This window comes from Winslowiella sp. 2C04, assembly GCF_050037805.1.
GTDB lineage: Bacteria > Pseudomonadota > Gammaproteobacteria > Enterobacterales > Enterobacteriaceae > Erwinia > Erwinia toletana_A.
This window is the reverse complement of the sequence record NZ_CP188300.1, coordinates 4,065,428-4,085,026: the sequence shown is the minus strand read 5'-3', so window position 1 is coordinate 4,085,026 and position 19,599 is coordinate 4,065,428. Positions and strand designations below refer to the sequence as shown.

At 51.3% G+C, this 19,599-nt stretch carries 20 protein-coding genes; 17 read left to right on the top strand and 3 right to left on the bottom strand.

The window, feature by feature from the left end:
* The first annotated feature begins 64 nt into the window (after positions 1–64).
* The 12 genes from ACP3TC_RS18515 (at position 65) to deoD (ending at position 11,888) form a co-directional block, all read left to right on the top strand.
* On the top strand, positions 65–514 hold the full coding sequence (locus ACP3TC_RS18515) for a DcrB-related protein (protein WP_426817006.1): 450 nt from the start codon (positions 65–67) through the stop codon (positions 512–514).
* Positions 515–925: 411 nt separating this feature from the next.
* Entirely contained in the window at positions 926–2,515 is a 1,590-nt protein-coding gene (gene prfC, locus ACP3TC_RS18510; protein ID WP_313855535.1) for a peptide chain release factor 3, read from the top strand.
* Between the two features lie 320 nt (positions 2,516–2,835).
* Positions 2,836–3,426: a molecular chaperone OsmY gene (osmY, locus tag ACP3TC_RS18505; RefSeq protein ID WP_426817005.1), complete on the top strand. Its 591-nt coding sequence runs from the start codon at positions 2,836–2,838 to the stop codon at positions 3,424–3,426.
* A gap of 140 nt (positions 3,427–3,566) precedes the next feature.
* Positions 3,567–3,728, top strand: coding sequence for a DUF1328 domain-containing protein (locus ACP3TC_RS18500; protein ID WP_017800599.1), 162 nt, complete (start codon positions 3,567–3,569; stop codon positions 3,726–3,728).
* Positions 3,729–3,776: 48 nt separating this feature from the next.
* The gene (locus ACP3TC_RS18495; protein WP_313855540.1) at positions 3,777–3,977 is read left to right on the top strand and encodes a CsbD family protein; all 201 of its coding nucleotides are present in this window, start codon (positions 3,777–3,779) and stop codon (positions 3,975–3,977) included.
* A gap of 99 nt (positions 3,978–4,076) precedes the next feature.
* Entirely contained in the window at positions 4,077–5,129 is a 1,053-nt protein-coding gene (locus ACP3TC_RS18490) for a patatin-like phospholipase family protein (protein WP_426817004.1), read from the top strand.
* Positions 5,126–5,896 (top strand): TatD family hydrolase, encoded by a 771-nt coding sequence (locus ACP3TC_RS18485; RefSeq protein ID WP_426817003.1) that lies wholly within the window; start codon positions 5,126–5,128, stop codon positions 5,894–5,896. The genes ACP3TC_RS18490 and ACP3TC_RS18485 overlap by 4 nt, the downstream gene beginning before the upstream one ends.
* 180 nt (positions 5,897–6,076) lie before the next feature.
* The gene (locus tag ACP3TC_RS18480) at positions 6,077–7,354 is read left to right on the top strand and encodes a NupC/NupG family nucleoside CNT transporter (protein WP_313855545.1); all 1,278 of its coding nucleotides are present in this window, start codon (positions 6,077–6,079) and stop codon (positions 7,352–7,354) included.
* Between the two features lie 242 nt (positions 7,355–7,596).
* Positions 7,597–8,376 (top strand): deoxyribose-phosphate aldolase, encoded by a 780-nt coding sequence (gene deoC, locus ACP3TC_RS18475; protein ID WP_313855546.1) that lies wholly within the window; start codon positions 7,597–7,599, stop codon positions 8,374–8,376.
* 114 nt (positions 8,377–8,490) lie between these two features.
* Complete coding sequence (deoA, locus tag ACP3TC_RS18470; protein ID WP_313855547.1) at positions 8,491–9,813, top strand: thymidine phosphorylase; 1,323 nt, start codon at positions 8,491–8,493, stop codon at positions 9,811–9,813.
* A gap of 62 nt (positions 9,814–9,875) precedes the next feature.
* Positions 9,876–11,099, top strand: coding sequence for a phosphopentomutase (deoB, locus tag ACP3TC_RS18465; protein WP_426817002.1), 1,224 nt, complete (start codon positions 9,876–9,878; stop codon positions 11,097–11,099).
* 69 nt (positions 11,100–11,168) lie between these two features.
* On the top strand, positions 11,169–11,888 hold the full coding sequence (gene deoD / locus ACP3TC_RS18460) for a purine-nucleoside phosphorylase (RefSeq protein ID WP_052902444.1): 720 nt from the start codon (positions 11,169–11,171) through the stop codon (positions 11,886–11,888).
* An 89-nt stretch (positions 11,889–11,977) separates the two neighbouring features.
* On the opposite strand, the gene ACP3TC_RS18455 is transcribed toward deoD, so the two are convergent.
* Positions 11,978–12,649 carry a YtjB family periplasmic protein gene (locus tag ACP3TC_RS18455; protein WP_313855551.1) on the bottom strand — a complete coding sequence of 224 codons (672 nt, stop codon included), beginning with the start codon at positions 12,647–12,649 and terminating at the stop codon, positions 11,978–11,980.
* 153 nt (positions 12,650–12,802) lie between these two features.
* Here ACP3TC_RS18455 and serB point away from each other — a divergent pair, with 153 nt between their 5' ends.
* The 5 genes from serB (at position 12,803) to ACP3TC_RS18430 (ending at position 18,733) form a co-directional block, all read left to right on the top strand.
* Complete coding sequence (gene serB, locus ACP3TC_RS18450; protein ID WP_313855553.1) at positions 12,803–13,780, top strand: phosphoserine phosphatase; 978 nt, start codon at positions 12,803–12,805, stop codon at positions 13,778–13,780.
* Between the two features lie 14 nt (positions 13,781–13,794).
* Positions 13,795–15,177 carry a DNA repair protein RadA gene (radA, locus tag ACP3TC_RS18445; protein WP_313855554.1) on the top strand — a complete coding sequence of 461 codons (1,383 nt, stop codon included), beginning with the start codon at positions 13,795–13,797 and terminating at the stop codon, positions 15,175–15,177.
* 69 nt (positions 15,178–15,246) lie between these two features.
* On the top strand, positions 15,247–16,476 hold the full coding sequence (nadR, locus tag ACP3TC_RS18440; protein ID WP_313855556.1) for a multifunctional transcriptional regulator/nicotinamide-nucleotide adenylyltransferase/ribosylnicotinamide kinase NadR: 1,230 nt from the start codon (positions 15,247–15,249) through the stop codon (positions 16,474–16,476).
* 122 nt (positions 16,477–16,598) lie between these two features.
* Entirely contained in the window at positions 16,599–17,306 is a 708-nt protein-coding gene (locus ACP3TC_RS18435) for a heavy metal response regulator transcription factor (RefSeq protein ID WP_313855558.1), read from the top strand.
* Entirely contained in the window at positions 17,303–18,733 is a 1,431-nt protein-coding gene (locus ACP3TC_RS18430; RefSeq protein ID WP_426817001.1) for a heavy metal sensor histidine kinase, read from the top strand. The genes ACP3TC_RS18435 and ACP3TC_RS18430 overlap by 4 nt, the downstream gene beginning before the upstream one ends.
* Before the next feature lie 98 nt (positions 18,734–18,831).
* On the opposite strand, the gene ACP3TC_RS18425 is transcribed toward ACP3TC_RS18430, so the two are convergent.
* Both ACP3TC_RS18425 and ACP3TC_RS18420 read right to left on the bottom strand, forming a co-directional pair.
* Complete coding sequence (locus ACP3TC_RS18425; protein ID WP_313855561.1) at positions 18,832–19,086, bottom strand: DUF1471 domain-containing protein; 255 nt, start codon at positions 19,084–19,086, stop codon at positions 18,832–18,834.
* Positions 19,087–19,174: 88 nt separating this feature from the next.
* On the bottom strand, positions 19,175–19,546 hold the full coding sequence (locus ACP3TC_RS18420) for a helix-turn-helix domain-containing protein (protein WP_313855563.1): 372 nt from the start codon (positions 19,544–19,546) through the stop codon (positions 19,175–19,177).
* Between the last annotated feature and the right edge of the window lie 53 nt (positions 19,547–19,599).

Sequence of the window (19,599 nt, the reverse complement as noted above, 5' to 3'; positions counted from 1 at the left end):
AATAAACATCGCAATGAAAATTTCACATGAAGTTTTTTATTTTATCTAAGATGAGTTAATTATAATGAAATATCATATTCAGGAAGGAACCTTCTCTGTTGGTAACAGGAGCTGGCTGGATAATAGTTTAAATATATTACGCAACGATCAGGATGGTATTTCCATTGTTATCAGTCGTGGACCTATTCCGGAAGATTGTGACTTTGAACAGGCATTTAATCAGCAATGGTCCACCCTGCGCGAACAAATGGGGCGGGTTAAACAGTCCGCTTTCGAACGTATCAGCGCAGGCCCGTTGCGGCAGATACGCGCGATAGAAGTTGTTAGCGAATTTGAACATCATGGGCAATACCTGTTTCAACGACAGTTGGCAGTGCAGGTGCCTGATACTGCCGTTTTGCTGGTGATAACCTATTCATCACAGCATGGGCTAAGCGAGCAAGAGTTACAGCAGTGGGACGAGCTGAAAAGCACGCTAATTTTAAATCCTACGGACAGGACGCCTGAACCATGAGTGATCATTTTGCCGCCTGCCAGAACGACACGCTGGTGCACACCAGCGTGTTTGCCGAAATCACCAGCCTGCTGGTCGAAGGCGGCGGGCTGGCGTAACTTTATCCCTCATCCTCGATGCTTGGCGCGGGCACTTTTCTGCCCTACACTGCTAATCAACAATTGTTATCCCCATTCTGAGGCCAGTCCAGTGTAGAAAAAGGCAAATCGTCCGCAAAAATGGTTACAGCAGCAGGTTGCTGAAGGTGCCGTATGGCGGCTTGTTAGCCTTTTATGACCGATAAAGCGGCGTTCTGGATTGTTTATAGCCCTCGGATCGGCGAAAATGCCGGCCATTGATGATTAATCGTTGGTGACTGCTGTCCGCGCGGTTTGTGCCGCAGTATCACCACATCAGACCAGAAGATTCCCCATGTCAAATGCACCGTTTATGCAAGAGGTGGCTCGCCGCCGCACTTTTGCCATTATTTCTCACCCCGATGCCGGTAAAACCACCATCACTGAAAAAGTGCTGCTGTTCGGACAGGCGATTCAGACTGCCGGTACGGTTAAAGGTCGCGGGTCCAACCAGCATGCTAAATCCGACTGGATGGAAATGGAAAAGCAGCGTGGTATTTCGATCACCACCTCGGTAATGCAATTTCCCTATCGTGAAAGCCTGATCAATCTGCTGGATACCCCAGGTCACGAAGACTTCTCTGAAGATACCTACCGCACGCTGACGGCGGTCGACTGCTGTCTGATGGTGATTGATGCCGCAAAAGGCGTTGAGGATCGTACCCGTAAGCTGATGGAAGTCACCCGTCTGCGCGATACGCCAATCCTGACCTTTATGAACAAGCTGGACCGTGATATCCGCGATCCAATGGAAGTGCTGGATGAAGTGGAAAGCGAGCTGAAAATCGCCTGTTCACCAATCACCTGGCCAATCGGCTGCGGCAAGCTGTTTAAAGGCGTCTACCACCTGTATAAAAATGAAACCTATCTTTATCAGAGCGGTAAAGGTCATACCATTCAGGAAGTGCGCATCATTAAAGGGCTGGATAATCCCGAACTGGATGCCGCAATCGGTGAAGACCTGGCCGTACAACTGCGTGAAGAGCTGGAACTGGTACAGGGCGCGTCGCACGAGTTTGATAAAGAAGCTTTCCTTGAAGGCCAGCTGACGCCGGTATTCTTCGGTACTGCACTGGGTAACTTTGGCGTCGACCATATGCTTGATGGTCTGGTTGAGTGGGCGCCGTCTCCGATGCCGCGTAAAACTGATACCCGCATCGTGACCGCTGCTGATGATAAGTTCACCGGCTTCGTGTTTAAGATTCAGGCCAATATGGATCCGAAACACCGTGACCGCGTGGCGTTTATGCGCGTTGTGTCCGGTAAATACGAAAAAGGCATGAAGTTGCGCCAGGTGCGTACCGGTAAAGATGTGGTGATTTCTGATGCGCTGACCTTTATGGCTGGCGATCGTTCGCACGTGGAAGAAGCTTTTCCAGGCGATATTATCGGCTTGCATAACCACGGCACTATCCAGATTGGCGACACCTTTACTCAGGGTGAGAACATGAAGTTCACCGGTATACCGAACTTCGCGCCAGAGCTGTTCCGCCGTATCCGTTTACGCGATCCGCTTAAGCAGAAGCAGTTGCTGAAGGGACTGGTCCAGCTGTCGGAAGAGGGCGCGGTACAGGTGTTCCGTCCGGTGCATAACAACGATTTGATTGTTGGTGCGGTCGGTGTGCTGCAGTTCGACGTGGTGGTTGCGCGTCTGAAGAGCGAGTACAACGTCGAAGCGATTTATGAGTCGATCAACGTCTCCACTGCCCGCTGGGTAGAGTGTGACGATGTGAAGAAGTTCGACGAGTTCCAACGCAAAAACGAAGTTAACCTTGCGCTGGATGGCGGTGACAACCTGACTTATATCGCCCCTACCATGGTAAATCTGAATATCACTCAGGAACGTTATCCTGATGTGGTGTTCCGCAAAACCCGCGAACATTAATCCTGTCGCACGGTAATGTGGAGAGTGTCCGGTTAACCGGACACTCTCCTTTTTTTTTGAGCTATGCTTAATTGCGGACGCGTAAAACCGCTCACTCTTTGCCCTTTTCACACAGACTCCTCCTAAAAAACCTCTGTTTTTCGGCTTTTGCCGGTTTTTAAACCATAAACGCCTGCTAAATCCTGATCGTTGACTATGATTATTTCTATCGGGTGCTGATTCATGTGGTGTTTTACCCAATCCCCGTTTCAACAGTTACGCCGTTTGTAGCTGTAAATCTCACGATTGTGGGCGCATCAACAGAAAGAAGGAATATATCGATGAACAAGACTAAGATTGCAAAAACTCTGATGGCTGTAATGGTAGGTTCTGCGCTGATTAGCGGTTCCGCTATGGCTGCAAGCACTACCGAAAGCGCGGGTTCTAAAATCGATAGTTCTATGAAAAAAGTCGATGGCTACATGGGCGACAGCTCAGTCACAGCGAAAGTAAAAGCAGCATTGGTTGACGACGATGCGATCAAAAGCACCGATATTTCAGTCGAGACCCATTCTGGCGTGGTAACCCTGAGCGGTTTCGTTACCTCTCAGGATCAGGCTGAAAAAGCGGTCGCGTTGACCAAGAAAGTTGAAGGCGTTAAATCCGTCAGTGACAAACTGCACGTTAAAGACGGTAAATCTCAGTCAATGAGTGGTTATGCAGGTGATGCCGCTACAACCAGCGAAATTAAAGCTAAACTATTAGCAGACGACATTGTGCCGTCACGTAATGTGAAAGTAGAAACCAACGACGGTGTGGTTCAGCTTTCCGGTACGGTTGAGAATAAAGCACAGTCAGAGCGTGCTGAAGGAATTGCTAAAGCCATTGAAGGCGTGAAAAGCGTTAAGAATGACGTGGTAGTCAAACCTTAATCTTCAGTACCGCGCGGCTTGATAAAAGCCGCGCAATAAGGTCACTAACCAAAAAAGAAAGAGAATAGGTTCGAGGGATTATTTCTCCGAACGGTATTGAGACAGGCAGTTCGATTTTAACTATGGTGAAGGAGAGGCTTATGTTTCGTTGGGGTATTATTTTTCTGATCGTTGCGCTGATTGCAGCCGCATTAGGTTTTGGTGGTTTGGCGGGTACAGCCGCGTGGGCAGCGAAAATTGTCTTCGTCGTTGGTATCATTCTGTTCCTCGTCAGCCTGTTTACCGGTCGTAAAAGACCTTAGTTAAATCGGATATCTGTTTCGATTAAGCTCTGTTAGCGGAGACCAGTCATGAATAGCGACATCATCGTTGGTAAGTACAAGCAATGGAAAGGCCAACTGTGGTTAATATGGGCGGAATGGTTTGATAACGATTGCGCCTGGGTCGCAGGGAATAATGACTGGTTCTCCGGAATTCTCCAGGAGGATTACGGCAGAGAGCAGCAGCACGGCGAGCCAAACGTCACTGTTGCAAAGGAGCCTTTGCAATAAGGGCTACCTGGTTTGTCATCGCTTGTCCTCAGATGTTATAACTCCGTTAAGCTGCAACACGCAGAAAACATCGGAAAAGCATCTTTAAGGAATGAGCTGTTGGGCAAACGCATCCCCATTACGCTGGGCAATATTGAGCCACTGGCATTAAAACCTTTTAAACCAGGTAAAATCGCGCTGGTCTGCGAAGGCGGTGGGCAGCGTGGCATTTTTACCGCTGGCGTGTTGGATGAATTTCAGCGTGCGCATTTCAATCCCTTTAATCTGATGCTCGGTACCTCTGCCGGAGCACAAAATCTGTCGGCTTTTGTCTGTGCTCAACCTGGCTATGCGCGTCGGGTCATCACCCGCTATACCACCAATAAACTGTTTTTCAATCCGCTGCGTTTTGTGCGCGGTGGTCATCTGATCGATCTCGACTGGTTACTGGATATCACAGCGAAAGAGTTTCCGCTGGCAATTACCAGTGCACAAAAGATGTTAAGCAGCGGCAAAGAATTTTATATGTGTGCCTGCCGCAGTGATGACTATACACCGGGGTATTTTGCGCCAACGGCTGATAACTGGCTGAATATTATTAAAGCATCCAGCGCTATTCCGGGATTCTATCGGCCGGGTGTCGATCTGGACGGTATCAGTTATCTGGATGGCGGCATCAGCGATGCGATACCGGTTCGTGAAGCAGCACGGCGGGGCGCGGATACCATCGTGGTGATCCGCACCGTGCCTTCGCAGATGCATTATACCCCACAGTGGATCAAACGTATGGAGCGTTGGCTGAGCGAAAGTGCGCTGCGGCCCCTGGTCAATGTGATGCAGCAGCATGAGCAAAGCTATCATGACACTCAGCAATTTATTGATAATCCACCAGGTAAACTGCGGGTGCTGGAGATCTTTCCACCGAAACCGCTGGCCAGCAGTGCACTGGGAAGTCGGATAGCTTCACTGAATCAGGATTATCATTTAGGACGCCGCTGTGGCCGCTATTTTCTCGCGACCCTCGGTCAGTGGCTGAGTGACAGTGAGACGCCCCTGCGGCCGCGGTTTGTCATGCCACCTGCTGCGGTGGCGAATCAGCCAGCTAACACCACGATTATTCGCGATCCGGTTGCCGGCAATGATGCAGACTATGATGAGGGATCACGCGCATGAGTTTTGTCGATACCCACTGTCATTTTGATTTTCCGCCCTTCAGCGAGCATGAAAGTGACAGCCTGCAACGGGCAACTGCGGCGGGAGTGGAAAAAATTATTGTTCCTGCGGTTGCCGCATCGCGTTTTCAACAGGTGCTGGCACTGGCCGATAATTATCCGCCGCTGTATGCCGCGTTGGGACTGCATCCGATGGCGATTGCTGAGCATAATGATGCCGCCGTGGCTTTGCTGGAGCAGCATCTGAAGCAGCGCCCGAAAAAGCTGGTCGCGATCGGCGAAATAGGACTCGACCTCTATATCGAGAATCCGCTGTTTGATAAGCAGCAGGCGTTGCTGGACGCGCAGCTGAAACTGGCACGTGATTATGATCTGCCGGTGATTCTGCACTCGCGGCGCACGCACGATAAACTGGCGATGCAGCTGCGGCGCATTGAGCTGCCGCGGCGGGGAGTGATTCATGGTTTTGCCGGTAGCCTGCAACAGGCCGAAGCGTTTATCAAAGCCGGTTATGCGATTGGCGTTGGCGGTACGATTACTTATCCGCGCGCCAGTAAAACCCGTGAGACCATCGCCCGTTTACCGCTGGCTTCGCTGCTGCTGGAAACCGATTCGCCGGATATGCCGCTGTGTGGATTTCAGGGCCAGCCTAATCGCCCGGAACGGGTAGTTAATGTCTGGCAAACGCTGTGTGAATTACGTCATGAAGCGCCTGAACTGATTCGCGATACCCTGCGTGAGAATACCCGCCGCCTGTTTCACATCTAGTAATGTGACTTAGATCACCCTATAGAATTTACAATTGCTTCTATTTGTATTTTTGTGTGACTTCAATCCGTGCCTTCTGCTTCCCTGTGGTTATAATCGCCCGCGCTTAAGACTTTTTGCACATCCGCCATTTTTGTTCGGCGTGTCACTTCGCGACTTTTAAATTATAACGAGGGAAAAATGCAACTTATCATGGGATTGATTGGCATGGTGGCGCTGATGCTGTTTGCCGTCCTGCTGTCGACTAACCGCAAAGCTATCAAACTCCGTACGGTGCTGGGTGCCTTCTTATTGCAGGTGGGTATCGGTGCATTAGTGCTGTATGTACCGGTTGGGCGCAGCGTGCTGCTGGGCATGTCGCAGGGCGTTTCCAGCGTGATTGCCTATGGTAATGAGGGGATTTCATTCCTGTTTGGCGGCCTGGCGTCGGACAAAATGTTTGAACTGTTCGGCGGCGGCGGCTTTGTGTTCGCACTGCGCGTACTGCCAATTATTGTCTTTTTCTCCTCGTTAATCGCTGTGCTTTATTACCTCGGTATTATGCAACTGGTGATTCGTCTGCTCGGTGGTGGTTTGCATAAACTGCTGGGGACTTCGCGTACAGAGTCGCTGTCGGCAACGGCAAATATCTTCGTCGGACAGACCGAAGCGCCGCTGGTGGTACGTCCTTATATCGCCACCATGACCCGTTCCGAACTGTTTGCCGTGATGTCTGGTGGACTGGCATCCGTAGCAGGCTCAGTACTGGCGGGCTATGCTCAGATGGGCGTGCCGCTGGAATATCTGATCGCCGCTTCGTTTATGGCCGCACCTGGCGGGTTATTGTTTGCCAAGCTGATGCTGCCGGAAACAGAAACCAGCCTCGACAAGCGCGATGCGGCTGAAATGGTGGCGGAAGATGATAAGCCCGCCAACATCCTTGACGCGGCAGCCTCGGGTGCTTCTTCGGGTATGCAGCTGGCGCTGAATGTCGGTGCGATGTTGCTGGCCTTTGTCGCGCTGATTGCGTTACTGAACGGAATTCTTTCTGGTATCGGTGGCTGGTTTGACTATCCGCAATTGTCGATGGAACTGATTCTCGGTTATCTGTTTGCACCCGTTGCGTTTCTGATTGGCGTGCCGTGGGAAGAGGCCATGATCGCGGGTTCGTTTATCGGCCAGAAGCTGATCGTGAACGAATTCGTTGCTTATCTTAATTTTGGTGCCTATCTGAAAGAAGATGCGGTAGTGGCAGCTGCCGGTCTGCAGGTCATCTCCGATCACACTAAAGCGATAATCTCTTTTGCGCTGTGTGGCTTTGCTAACCTTTCATCGATTGCCATTCTGATCGGTGGGCTGGGCAGCATGGCACCGAATCGCCGCCACGATATCGCCAGTCTGGGAATCAAAGCGGTGATAGCCGGTACCTTATCTAACCTGATGAGTGCCAGTATTGCCGGGGTATTCCTCGCGCTGTAACTAAAATGTGAAAATTATCACATTGCCGCGATGAGGGATCTTCATCGCGGCTTTTTTGTTTTTAAGGGCCGGGCTTTGGTTGATTTAATGTGATTAAAGTCACAATCAGAGTAGAATGATGGCAGACGTTTCTTAATCAACTGTGAGTTAACGCACATCAATGGCGGGCTGGGACTGTTAGAATAATAACATAGAAGCTGGCCTGTGTCGGAAGGCTCATTAAATCTGTTTTGGAGAGTAATATGACTGATGTAACCGCTGCAGCGCTGCGCGCGTTGAAACTGATGGATCTGACTACCCTGAATGATGATGATACCGACGCGAAAGTGATCGCGCTGTGCCATCAGGCAAAATCCCCGGCTGGCAACACTGCTGCCATCTGCATCTATCCGCGTTTTATCCCGATCGCCCGTAAAACCTTACGTGAGCAGGGAACGCCGGACATTCGCATCGCGACGGTCACTAACTTCCCGCATGGCAACGATGATATTGCTATCGCGCTGGCAGAAACCCGTGCGGCAATTGCCTATGGCGCGGATGAAGTTGACGTGGTGTTCCCTTACCGCGCACTGATGGCTGGCAACAGCGAAGTTGGTTTTGAGCTGGTGAAAGCCTGTAAAGAGGCGTGCGCGGCGGCCAATGTGCTGCTGAAAGTGATTATCGAAACCGGTGAACTGAAAGAGGCGGCGCTGATTCGTCAGGCTTCTGAAATCTCCATCGATGCCGGTGCTGATTTTATCAAAACCTCAACCGGTAAAGTGCCGGTTAACGCCACCCCGGAAGTCGCCGAAATTATGATGACGGTTATCCGCGATAAAGGCGTTAAAGCTGACGTCGGTTTTAAACCTGCTGGTGGCGTGCGCAGCGCAGAAGATGCCGCCATCTACCTGAAACTGGCTGACGATATCCTTGGCAGCGACTGGGCCGATGCGCGCCATTTCCGCTTTGGCGCTTCCAGCCTGTTAACCAGCCTGCTGAACGCGGCCGGTCATCAGGTTGCAGCCAGTAAATCTGCTTACTAATCAGTAACGACGGCAAGCACGCCGTCGCCGTTTTCAATGAGATTGCACCGTATTCCGAGATAATCCGGGCGAGAGACTTCTCGCCCACTTACCTTTTTAAACAGGGGGTTTACCTTGTTTTTGCCGCAAGAAATTATCCGCAAAAAACGCGATGGCCAGCCACTGAACGAAGATGAGATCCGCTTTTTTATTAATGGCGTACGTGATAACACCGTTTCTGAAGGGCAGATCGCTGCACTGGCGATGACCATTTACTTCCACGATATGTCCCTGCCTGAACGTGTGGCGCTGACCATGGCGATGCGTGATTCGGGTACGGTGCTGAACTGGCAATCGCTGAATCTCAATGGCCCGATCGTCGATAAACATTCGACCGGTGGTGTCGGTGATGTGACCTCGCTGATGCTGGGTCCCATGGTTGCCGCCTGCGGCGGCTATGTACCAATGATCTCTGGCCGTGGGCTGGGCCATACCGGCGGTACGCTGGATAAACTGGAAGCGATTCCTGGTTTTAATATTTTCCCGGATGATGAGACATTCCGCCGCATCATCAAGGATGTCGGCGTGGCGATTATTGGCCAGACTAACTCGCTGGCACCGGCTGACAAGCGCTTCTACGCGACGCGTGACATCACCGCTACCGTTGACTCGATTCCGCTGATTACCGCGTCAATCCTTGCGAAGAAGCTGGCCGAAGGTCTCGATGCGCTGGTAATGGACGTCAAAGTGGGTTCCGGTGCCTTTATGCCGACCTTCGAGCAATCTGAGCTGCTGGCGCAGGCGATTGTTGGCGTGGCGAATGGCGCAGGCTGTAAAACCACCGCGCTGCTGACCGATATGAACCAGGTGCTGGCATCCAGCGCCGGTAACGCGCTGGAAGTGCGTGAAGCGGTGCAGTTCCTGACCGGGGCTTACCGTAATCCACGTCTGTATGAAGTGACGATGGCGCTGAGCGCCGAAATGCTGATCTCGGGTTCACTGGCCGTCGATGAAAAAGATGCCCGCGCTAAACTGCAAGCGGTGCTGGATAACGGCAAAGCCGCAGAGATCTTTGCGCGCATGGTGGCGGCGCAAAACGGCCCGACTGACTTTATTGATAATCTCGACCGCTATCTGCCAGCGCCGATGCTGAGCAAAGCGGTCTATGCCGATCGCTCCGGCATCGTCAGCGCCATGGACACCCGCGCGTTGGGTATGGCGGTGGTATCGATGGGCGGTGGCCGTCGCCGCGCCAGCGACAGCATTGATTACAGCGTTGGACTGAGCGATATGGCACAGCTCGGTGAACAGATTGATGCGCAGCGTCCGCTGGCAATTATTCACGCCTCCAGCGAGGCCAGCTGGCAGGAAGCTGCCCTGGCGCTGAAATCGGCGATCGCAGTCAGCGATAGTGCGCCGCAATCTACACCAGTTATCTATCGCAGAATTACTGAATAAGCGTCATACTATTCTGATCGCTATTTTTTAATCCTCATCGCGTTGATACGCAGGAGAGCAGGATGAAACGTGCATTTATCATGGTGCTTGATTCCTTCGGAATCGGTGCCAGCAAAGACGCCGACAAGTTCGGCGATAAAGGCTCGGATACCCTGGGCCACATTGCTGAGGCGTGCTTTAAAGGTGAAGCGGATCATGGGCGTAAAGGGCCACTGCATCTGCCAAATCTGACCGCACTGGGCCTCGGCAAAGCCGCGGAAGAATCCACGGGCACTTTCCCGCCGGGCTTGGATCCTAACGCCGAAATTATTGGTGCTTACGCCTACGCCAGCGAGCTGTCGTCTGGTAAAGATACACCGTCGGGCCACTGGGAAATCGCCGGTGTACCGGTGCTGTTTGACTGGGGCTACTTCAGTGACAAGCAGAACAGCTTTCCGCAGGAACTGCTGGACAAGCTGGTAGAGCGCGCCAATTTACCGGGCTACCTCGGTAACTGCCACTCTTCCGGCACCGTAGTGCTTGATGAGCTGGGTGAAGAGCATATGAAAACCGGCAAGCCGATTTTCTATACTTCTGCTGACTCGGTGTTCCAGATTGCCTGTCATGAAGAGACGTTCGGCCTCGACCGTCTGTATGAGCTGTGCGAAATCGCTCGTGAAGAGCTGACCGAAGGCGGCTATAACATCGGCCGCGTGATTGCGCGTCCGTTTGTGGGTGATAAAGCCGGTCAGTTCGAGCGTACCGGTAACCGTCACGATCTGGCGGTAGAGCCGCCAGCGCCAACCATGCTGAAAAAGCTAGTGGATGAGCAGGGCGGTGAAGTGATTTCGGTGGGTAAAATTGCCGATATCTATGCCCATGTTGGTATCACCAAAAAGGTCAAAGCCACCGGTCTTGATGCGCTGTTTGATGCCACGATTAAAGAGATGGCATCCGCACCGGATAACTCCATCGTCTTTACCAACTTCGTTGACTTCGATTCGGCCTGGGGCCATCGTCGCGACGTAGCGGGTTATGCCGGCGGGCTGGAGTTGTTTGACCGTCGTCTGCCGGAGCTGATGGCACTGGTAAAAGAGGGCGATATTCTGATCCTCACCGCCGACCACGGTTGTGACCCAACCTGGCCAGGTACCGATCATACGCGTGAGCACATTCCGATTATGATCTACGGCCCGAATGTGAAGCCAGGCTCGCTGGGATACCGTGAAACTTTCGCCGATATCGGCCAGACCGTGGCGAAATACTTTGGCCTGTCCGATATGGATTACGGCAAAAATATGCTGTGATTGCAGCACAATGCAACCACTTCGGGGCCGCGCTTGCTGGCCCCACACTGACTAATTAAGGAATACTAAATGGCAACGCCTCATATTAACGCCGAGATGGGTGATTTCGCTGACGTGGTTCTGATGCCGGGCGACCCGCTGCGTGCTAAGCATATTGCTGAAACTTTCCTCGACGACGCGGTTGAAGTGAATAACGTGCGTGGCATGCTTGGTTACACCGGTACTTATAAAGGCCGTAAAATCTCCGTAATGGGCCACGGCATGGGCATTCCGTCCTGCTCGATTTACACCAAAGAGCTGATCACCGATTTTGGCGTGAAGAAAATCATTCGTGTCGGTTCATGCGGTGCGGTTCGTGCGGATGTGAAACTGCGTGACGTGGTGATTGGTATGGGTGCCTGCACCGATTCCAAAGTTAACCGTCTGCGTTTTAAAGATCACGATTTCGCGGCGATTGCTGATTTTGACATGGTGCGTAACGCCGTAGACGCAGCTAAACAGCTCGGTGTTGATGCGCGCGTTGGCAACATCTTCTCTGCTGATCTGTTCTATACGCCAGATCCGCAGATGTTCGACGTGATGGAGAAATACGGCATCCTCGGTGTGGAAATGGAAGCGGCGGGCATTTACGGTGTGGCGGCTGAGTTTGGTGCTAAAGCGCTGACCATCTGTACCGTGTCTGACCATATCCGTACCCATGAGCAGACCACCGCGGCTGAACGTCAGACGACGTTTAACGATATGATTAAAATCGCGCTGGAATCAGTGCTGTTGGGTGACAAAGAGTAAATCTCTGCTGAACCCGGGGGCGGTATTCTCACCGCCCCAGTAACCGGCAGTTATTCTGCAACATTACCTATTCACTTACTCCCTCGTAATCAGGCTTTCTCTTCTTTTACCGTTTCGCCAGCGTCAGCTTCTTCTTCATCGTCCTCTTTAACCGGAGTGCTGGCGGTCAGCAGGAACGGTGATTGCTGCCAGCGTGTGCGGCGATCACGCAGCAGAGTACGCGTCAGAATGATGCCAATCGCCAGCGCCAGCAGCATCATCAGGCGCAGAATATTGGTGGTGTTGTCGACCTGTTTGGCCTCGGTCACCAGTACGTGGGTATCCAGCGTGACGCGCAAGAATCCCAGCGGGCTGCCGTTGCTTGCCAGCGGCTGCACAATTTGATGATTGAAATAGCTACCTGCGCGCTTTCCGTCAAGCGCCAGCCGGTCGCGCACATTAATGTTTTCGCCGCTACGCGCCAGCAGAGTGCCATCATCGTTATACACCGAGGCATCCAGAATCCGGCTGCGATCGGTCATCTGGCCGAGCAGCGCCTGAATCTGCTGGCGATTATCCTCGCTGTTTTCCATCAGCGGCGTCAGGCTAAAAGCCACCTGTTTTGTCAGGGTGCGCGCCAGCTCTTCTACCTGGCCGGATCGCGCCATCTGATGGCCGAGGCTGAACCACGATGCGCCCTGCATCAGTACGACCAGTAGCGTCAGGCAGATCAGTACAATCACGGTACGATGCAGGCGAAATTTCAGTTTAGCTTTAGCCATCTCTAACCTTTGAATTTTGTGAACAGCGAAGACGCTGTTTTCGACAGTTTATGTTGCCAGAAGCGCGGCATACAAGGTAGCCTCTTGCGTGGTTTTGTTTGGGTTGCGTAGCGAAACCTTACGCAGCCTGATATGTCCCCTACAGGAGCTGTAATGCCAAATCGTCTGACCTGGTGTGACCTGCCTTCCGATGTCTCTCTCTGGCCAGGTTTACCTCTTTCTCTTAGCGGCGACGAAGTGATGCCGCTGGATTATCGTGCCGGGCGTACCGGTTGGTTGCTTTACGGGCGTCAGCTCGATAAAGCTCGTCTGACCCAGTATCAGCACCAGCTGGGTGCTGCGATGGTGATCGTCAGCGCCTGGTGCGTGGATGATTATCAGGTGATTCGTCTGGCCGGGTCGCTGACGCCGCGCGCGACCAAACTGGCGCATGACGTCGGGCTGGATGTGGCGCCGCTGGGCAAAATACCTCATCTGAAAACCCCGGGTCTGCTGGTGATGGATATGGACTCGACGGCTATCCAGATTGAGTGCATCGACGAAATCGCTAAACTGGCAGGCTGCGGTGAGCAGGTCGCGGAAGTGACCGAGCGGGCAATGCGCGGTGAACTCGATTTTGCGGCCAGCCTGCGTCAGCGTGTTGCCACGCTGAAAGACGCCGACGCCAATATTCTCAAACAGGTTCGCGATGAGCTGCCATTAATGCCAGGCTTAACCACGCTGGTACAGAAGCTACAGGCTCTTGGCTGGCAGGTCGCTATCGCGTCCGGTGGTTTTACCTACTATGCAGAATATCTGCGTGACAAGCTGCATTTGGCGGCGGTGGCGGCCAACGAGCTGGAGATCTGTGATGGCAAGCTGACCGGTGAAGTGATCGGCCAGATCGTTGATGCGCAATATAAAGCGAAAACGCTGCTGGAGCTGGCGAAGAAGTTTGCTATCGCAGAAGATCAAACCGTGGCGATCGGCGACGGAGCGAACGATCTGCCGATGATCGCTGCATCCGCGCTTGGCATTGCGTATCACGCCAAACCGACCGTAAATGAAAAAACCGAAGTGACAATCCGCCATGCGGATTTGATGGGCGTGTTCTGTATTCTCAGCGGCAGCCTGATTCACGAAGAGCGTTAATCTAAGGATAAAATTTGGCAAAAGCGGTAAAACGCGCCTTCGTTTGCAACGAATGTGGCGCAGACTATCCGCGCTGGCAGGGGCAATGTAGCGCCTGCCAAGCCTGGAATACCATTACTGAAGTGCGCCTTGCCGCTTCACCCACGGTGGCGCGTAACGAGCGTCTGTCGGGATACGCCGGTAGCGCCGGCACCAGCCGGGTGCAGAAACTTTCTGAGATCAGCCTTGAAGCTCTGCCGCGTTTTACCACCGGCTTTAAAGAGTTTGACCGCGTGCTCGGCGGCGGCGTGGTGCCTGGCAGTGCTATCCTGATTGGCGGTAACCCCGGCGCAGGAAAAAGTACTCTGCTGCTGCAAACGTTGTGTAAGCTGTCGGAAGGAATGAAAACCCTGTACGTCACGGGTGAAGAGTCGCTACAACAGGTGGCGATGCGTGCGCATCGATTAGGCCTGCCCACCGAAAATCTCAATATGCTGTCGGAAACCAGCATCGAGCAGATCTGTCTGATCGCCGAGCAGGAACAGCCGAAGCTAATGGTGATTGACTCAATCCAGGTGATGCATATGGCGGATATTCAGTCGTCGCCTGGCAGCGTCGCGCAGGTGCGTGAGACCGCCGCTTACCTGACCCGCTTCGCCAAAACGCGCGGTGTGGCGATAGTAATGGTGGGTCATGTCACCAAAGACGGCTCGCTGGCCGGTCCAAAAGTGTTGGAACACTGTATCGACTGTTCGGTACTGCTGGATGGCGATGCCGATTCTCGCTACCGCACGCTGCGCAGCCATAAAAACCGCTTTGGTGCGGTGAATGAGCTGGGGGTGTTTGCCATGACTGAGCAGGGGCTGCGTGAAGTCAGCAATCCTTCGGCAATTTTCCTGTCGCGCGGTGATGAAGTGACCTCAGGCAGTTCGGTAATGGTGCTGTGGGAAGGGACGCGTCCGCTGTTGGTTGAGATCCAGGCGCTGGTTGATCATTCGATGATGGGCAATCCGCGTCGTGTCGCGGTGGGGCTGGAGCAGAACCGCCTGGCGATTTTGCTGGCGGTACTGCATCGACATGGTGGCCTGCAAATGGCCGATCAGGATGTGTTCGTCAATGTGGTGGGTGGCGTCAAGGTGACGGAAACCAGTGCCGATTTGGCGCTGATGTTGTCTATGGTCTCCAGTCTGCGCGACCGTCCGTTGCCGCAGGATCTGGTGGTATTCGGTGAAGTCGGCCTTGCCGGAGAGATCCGTCCGGTGCCAAGCGGTCAGGAGCGTATTTCTGAAGCCGCCAAGCATGGGTTCCGCCGCGCCATTGTTCCGGCCGCTAACGTGCCGAAAAAACCGCCGGAAAATATGCAGGTATTTGGTGTAAAGAAACTGGCTGACGCGCTGGCGATTCTCGAAGATTTATAATTTCCTGCGCCGGGCATTCCCGGCGTCAGGTGGTCAGTGTATTCCGGATTGATATGCAGGAGGCAGTTCATGTCGTCATTTGATTATCTGAAAACGGCTATTCGCCAGCAGGGCCACACTCTGCAACAGGTGGCGGACGCCAGCGGCATGACCAAAGGCTATCTCAGTCAGTTACTGAATGCCAAAATCAAAAGCCCCAGCGCGCAAAAGCTGGAGGCGCTGCATCGTTATTTGGGGCTGGAGTTTCCGCGTCGTGAAAAAACTGTCGGTGTGCTGTTCGGTAAATTTTATCCGTTACACACCGGTCATATCTATCTGATTCAGCGCGCCTGTAGCCAGGTGGATGAGCTGCATATCATTATGGGATATGACGAACCGCGCGATAAGATGCTGTTTGAAAACAGTGCCATGTCACAACAGCCGACCATCAGTGACCGCCTGCGCTGGCTGCTGCAAACATTTAAATATCAGAAAAATATTCGCATTCACTCGTTTAACGAAGAGGGAATGGAGCCTTATCCGCACGGCTGGGATGTCTGGAGCCAGGGCATCACGGCGTTTATGGCGAAGCAGGGTATTGAGCCAAACCGCGTTTATACCAGCGAAGAGCAGGACGCAGCACAATATTCGGAGCATCTGGGTATTGAATCGGTGCTGATCGATCCAAAACGATCGTTTATGAACATTAGCGGTGCGCAGATTCGCCAGGATCCTTTCCGCTACTGGGACTACATTCCGACGGAAGTGAAACCGTTCTTCGTGCGCACCGTGGCGATTCTCGGTGGCGAATCGAGCGGGAAATCGACGCTGGTTAATAAGCTGGCGAATATCTTTAATACTACCAGTGCGTGGGAGTTTGGTCGCGATTACGTCTTCTCGCATCTCGGTGGTGATGAGATGGCGTTGCAATATTCGGACTACGACAAAATCGCGCTGGGTCAGGCGCAATATATTGATTTTGCAGTTAAATATGCCAATAAAGTGGCGTTTATCGATACCGATTTTGTCACTACTCAGGCATTTTGTAAAAAGTATGAAGGGCGTGAGCATCCGTTTGTGCAGGCGCTGATTGATGAGTACCGCTTTGACCTGGTGATCCTGGTGGAGAATAACGTGCCATGGGTGGCAGACGGTCTGCGTAGTCTCGGCAGCTCGGTGGATCGTAAGGAGTTTCAGGATCTGCTTATCACCATGCTTAACGATAACCAGGTTCCATTTGTGCATGTTGAAGAGGATGATTACGACAGTCGTTTTCTGCGCTGCGTCGAATTAGTCAAGGAGATGTTAGGGAATCGCTGAGGCGAATTCCCTAACCGGTTATACCGTGGTTTGCTGACAAATTTGCAAGTTTGACGTAAGTAAGTTGACAGAATAGACAGGTAAAATTGTTCTGTTCTTTAAGACTACGGAGAGTCGAACTTATGCGTTTACTGTTAGTGGAAGACGAGCAAAAAACCTCATCCTATATTCGCCGTGCGCTGGTTGAACAGAGCTATTCTGTTGATGTTGCGGAAGATGGCAATGAAGGATTATTCCTGGCTCTACAACATGATTATGACGTGATCATCCTCGATGTAATGTTACCAGGCCTCGATGGCTATGCCGTGCTGGAAAAGATCAGGGCAGTGAAACAAACGGCTGTTTTGATGTTATCAGCAAGAAGTTCGGTTGATGAAAGAGTGCGAGGGCTGCGATCCGGAGCGGATGATTATCTGGCTAAACCGTTCTCATTGATTGAGCTGGTGGCACGTATTCAGGTTTTGCTGCGGCGAAAAATGTCCGATGCCAGCGATCCTCAGCATCTGTGCATTGACGATCTGCAAATCGATCTTATTGCGCGGAAAGTTTTTCGCGCTGGCATCCGCATTGATCTGACGGCAAAAGAGTTTTCATTATTAAGTCTTCTGGCCAGGCATCAGGGAAAAATTCTGTCGAAGATGATGATCGCTGAAGAAGTCTGGGATATGAATTTCGACAGTGATGCAAATGTGGTTGAAGTTGCCATTAAGAGGTTACGTAATAAAATTGACGTACCCTATGAGGATAAACTTATTCACACTGCGCGCGGCATGGGATATGTGTTGGAAACGCGCACTTCGCGCATTACTCATCGGGAGTATGCGCCATGAAAACCTCTATTTCCCTTCGGCTGACCTGCCTGTTTGCCACACTGCTGATTGTTATTATGTTGATTTCCAATTGCTTTTTGAGAACATCGTTATTCTCATCGCTGGAAAACCTGATGCAGAAAGAACTTATCTTCCGTCACTCGCTAATGGCAAAATATATTTCTACCCAGGGAAGTGCCAGTCACTGGTCGAATGTCAAAGATAAGATAGCGACGTTAACCGAGCATGAAGGAAGGAAGGTTGACTATCTTGTTCTCAGCAAAGACAGAAAATTTAATTTGGGCGGTGAAGTAGCCGATAAAATAAACTATGATGGCTTGCCCGAAGGGTTTTCAACTGTTCATCATCAGAATGAATCCTACCCGCTGTATATTCTGGTTGAGACCCTCAAACCTCTGGGGGAAAGACCAGAAGTAAAATTTATTGTCGCGATTAAATCCAAACCTTATTATGCAACTCTTAACGAATTCACTCGTTCTCTGGTGTTTATTTCACTTGCAGGGCTGATTCTGGTGGTGATGTTAAGTTATTTTCTCGCACGTTATGGATTACGTCCGGTAAGAAAACTGAGCGAACAGGCAAATTGCCTTGCACCGGGCAAACAGTTCCAGCGTCTTGATTGTGATACCTTGCCGGATGAACTGTATTCATTAGCGGTCTCTTTTAATGGTGTCCTTGAGCGTCAGGAAGTCGCCTGGAAACAGCTTGAAAGCTTTAATGCTAATGTTGCGCACGAACTCAGAACCCCTCTTACTAATCTGATTGGTCAAACTCAACTCGGCTTGTCGCGTCCGGGAGCCTCTGACGAGCTTGGCGAACTGCTTGAATCGAATCTGGAAGAGCTGGGGCGTATGGCATCGATTGTGAATGATATGCTGTTCCTTTCACACGCTCAGGCTGGTCAGCATGCGGTTGAGCTCAGTCAGGTATCACTGCGTGAAGAAACACACAAAACCTGCGAATATGTCGAACCCTCTTTCCTCGAGAAAAATATCAATATCGATGTGATTGGGGATGTTCAGGTAATGATTGATAAAAGACTCTTTCATCGGGCACTGGCTAATTTGCTGGAAAATAGCGCGCGTTATGCGCTAGCAGGTAGCTCAGTCGGGGTTGAATTGTCACAACAAGGAAATTTTACTTACATTGCGGTATCAAATGTGGGGGAGCCGATTGAACCTCAGCATTTAAGCCGACTGTTTGAGCGCTTCTATCGTGTCGATGAGGCGCGTAATCTGAGCAGTGTTCACCATGGATTAGGGCTGGCTATCGTCAAGGCTGTTGCCCTGATGCATGGCGGAGAAGCTTTTGCCCGCAGTGAAAATGGCGTAAATACCTTTGGCTTCACCTTGAGGATAAATGCCCCGGATATAGCCAGTAACAGGGCGATTTTATCTGCCAGTCGTGTTTCAGTTGAGGCGTTGTGATCATTGTTTTCGTTGCCTGTCCTGATGGGGAAGAATAATCCATCAAAGACAGGCAATCTCATTATCGATTGAAGATATGTGAGCGGGAATAGCGTTGTTTAGCGATAGATAACTGCAACACCAAACTGCCTGTTGTTGCCTCCGGTAGCAATAATTTTATAGGCGGTTGCACCGGCTTCAACAGCCTTTTCTCTGAGCTTTCCTGATACTTCTGACGGTGTTGACATGCCGCTAACGCTAATGACGCCTATTTTTTCTTTACCGTAATCAGACGAAATAAGATCTGCTGCGATAACATTTTTAGTCGCAAACAGTGAAATAACAGCGAGCGCGGCGATGGACTTAATTTTCATCTCTTTTCCTCTTTATTTAATATTGTCATTGTAAATTTATTGATTGCGTTTCATCGCTTTACTGTATCAATCGAAGCTGTCATCAAAATTACCCTGGGATGACAAAGCTGACAGAATGAGCGGTGCTTACATTTCTTTTACTTTGACGATATTTCAACGGCGGTTGCCTGAATCGCCTGGAAAAGACGCGTGAAAACGCCTGCTGCGACTCAAAGCCATAACTATAACAAATATAGCTAATGCTATAATCCGTTTCATGGAGATCCCGTGCTGCCAATTCTAACTTTCTGTTTCTGATGTAACTTGCCAGATTTTCATTGGTTATCTTGCGAAATAACTTTTGTAGATACCATTTTGAATAGCCTGATTTTTTAACTACGTCAGTTATTTTTATTGGATAACGGATGTTTTCTTCTATCCAGATTAACAAGTGAGCGACTGTTTCATGATGTCTGTCCATTGACAACTCCTGTATTAATATCCTGTTGGTAATTAACTGAATTAATCAGCGGC

What these genes read in the sequence shown, in the direction of transcription:
- ACP3TC_RS18515 (WP_426817006.1), top strand. Translation starts at nt 65, where the DNA reads ATGAAATATCATATTCAGGAAGGAACCTTCTCTGTTGGTAACAGGAGC.
- prfC (WP_313855535.1), top strand. Translation starts at nt 926, where the DNA reads ATGTCAAATGCACCGTTTATGCAAGAGGTGGCTCGCCGCCGCACTTTT.
- osmY (WP_426817005.1), top strand. Translation starts at nt 2,836, where the DNA reads ATGAACAAGACTAAGATTGCAAAAACTCTGATGGCTGTAATGGTAGGT.
- ACP3TC_RS18500 (WP_017800599.1), top strand. Translation starts at nt 3,567, where the DNA reads ATGTTTCGTTGGGGTATTATTTTTCTGATCGTTGCGCTGATTGCAGCC.
- ACP3TC_RS18495 (WP_313855540.1), top strand. Translation starts at nt 3,777, where the DNA reads ATGAATAGCGACATCATCGTTGGTAAGTACAAGCAATGGAAAGGCCAA.
- ACP3TC_RS18485 (WP_426817003.1), top strand. Translation starts at nt 5,126, where the DNA reads ATGAGTTTTGTCGATACCCACTGTCATTTTGATTTTCCGCCCTTCAGC.
- ACP3TC_RS18480 (WP_313855545.1), top strand. Translation starts at nt 6,077, where the DNA reads ATGCAACTTATCATGGGATTGATTGGCATGGTGGCGCTGATGCTGTTT.
- deoC (WP_313855546.1), top strand. Translation starts at nt 7,597, where the DNA reads ATGACTGATGTAACCGCTGCAGCGCTGCGCGCGTTGAAACTGATGGAT.
- deoB (WP_426817002.1), top strand. Translation starts at nt 9,876, where the DNA reads ATGAAACGTGCATTTATCATGGTGCTTGATTCCTTCGGAATCGGTGCC.
- deoD (WP_052902444.1), top strand. Translation starts at nt 11,169, where the DNA reads ATGGCAACGCCTCATATTAACGCCGAGATGGGTGATTTCGCTGACGTG.
- ACP3TC_RS18455 (WP_313855551.1), bottom strand. Translation starts at nt 12,649, where the DNA reads ATGGCTAAAGCTAAACTGAAATTTCGCCTGCATCGTACCGTGATTGTA.
- serB (WP_313855553.1), top strand. Translation starts at nt 12,803, where the DNA reads ATGCCAAATCGTCTGACCTGGTGTGACCTGCCTTCCGATGTCTCTCTC.
- nadR (WP_313855556.1), top strand. Translation starts at nt 15,247, where the DNA reads ATGTCGTCATTTGATTATCTGAAAACGGCTATTCGCCAGCAGGGCCAC.
- ACP3TC_RS18435 (WP_313855558.1), top strand. Translation starts at nt 16,599, where the DNA reads ATGCGTTTACTGTTAGTGGAAGACGAGCAAAAAACCTCATCCTATATT.
- ACP3TC_RS18430 (WP_426817001.1), top strand. Translation starts at nt 17,303, where the DNA reads ATGAAAACCTCTATTTCCCTTCGGCTGACCTGCCTGTTTGCCACACTG.
- ACP3TC_RS18425 (WP_313855561.1), bottom strand. Translation starts at nt 19,086, where the DNA reads ATGAAAATTAAGTCCATCGCCGCGCTCGCTGTTATTTCACTGTTTGCG.
- ACP3TC_RS18420 (WP_313855563.1), bottom strand. Translation starts at nt 19,546, where the DNA reads ATGGACAGACATCATGAAACAGTCGCTCACTTGTTAATCTGGATAGAA.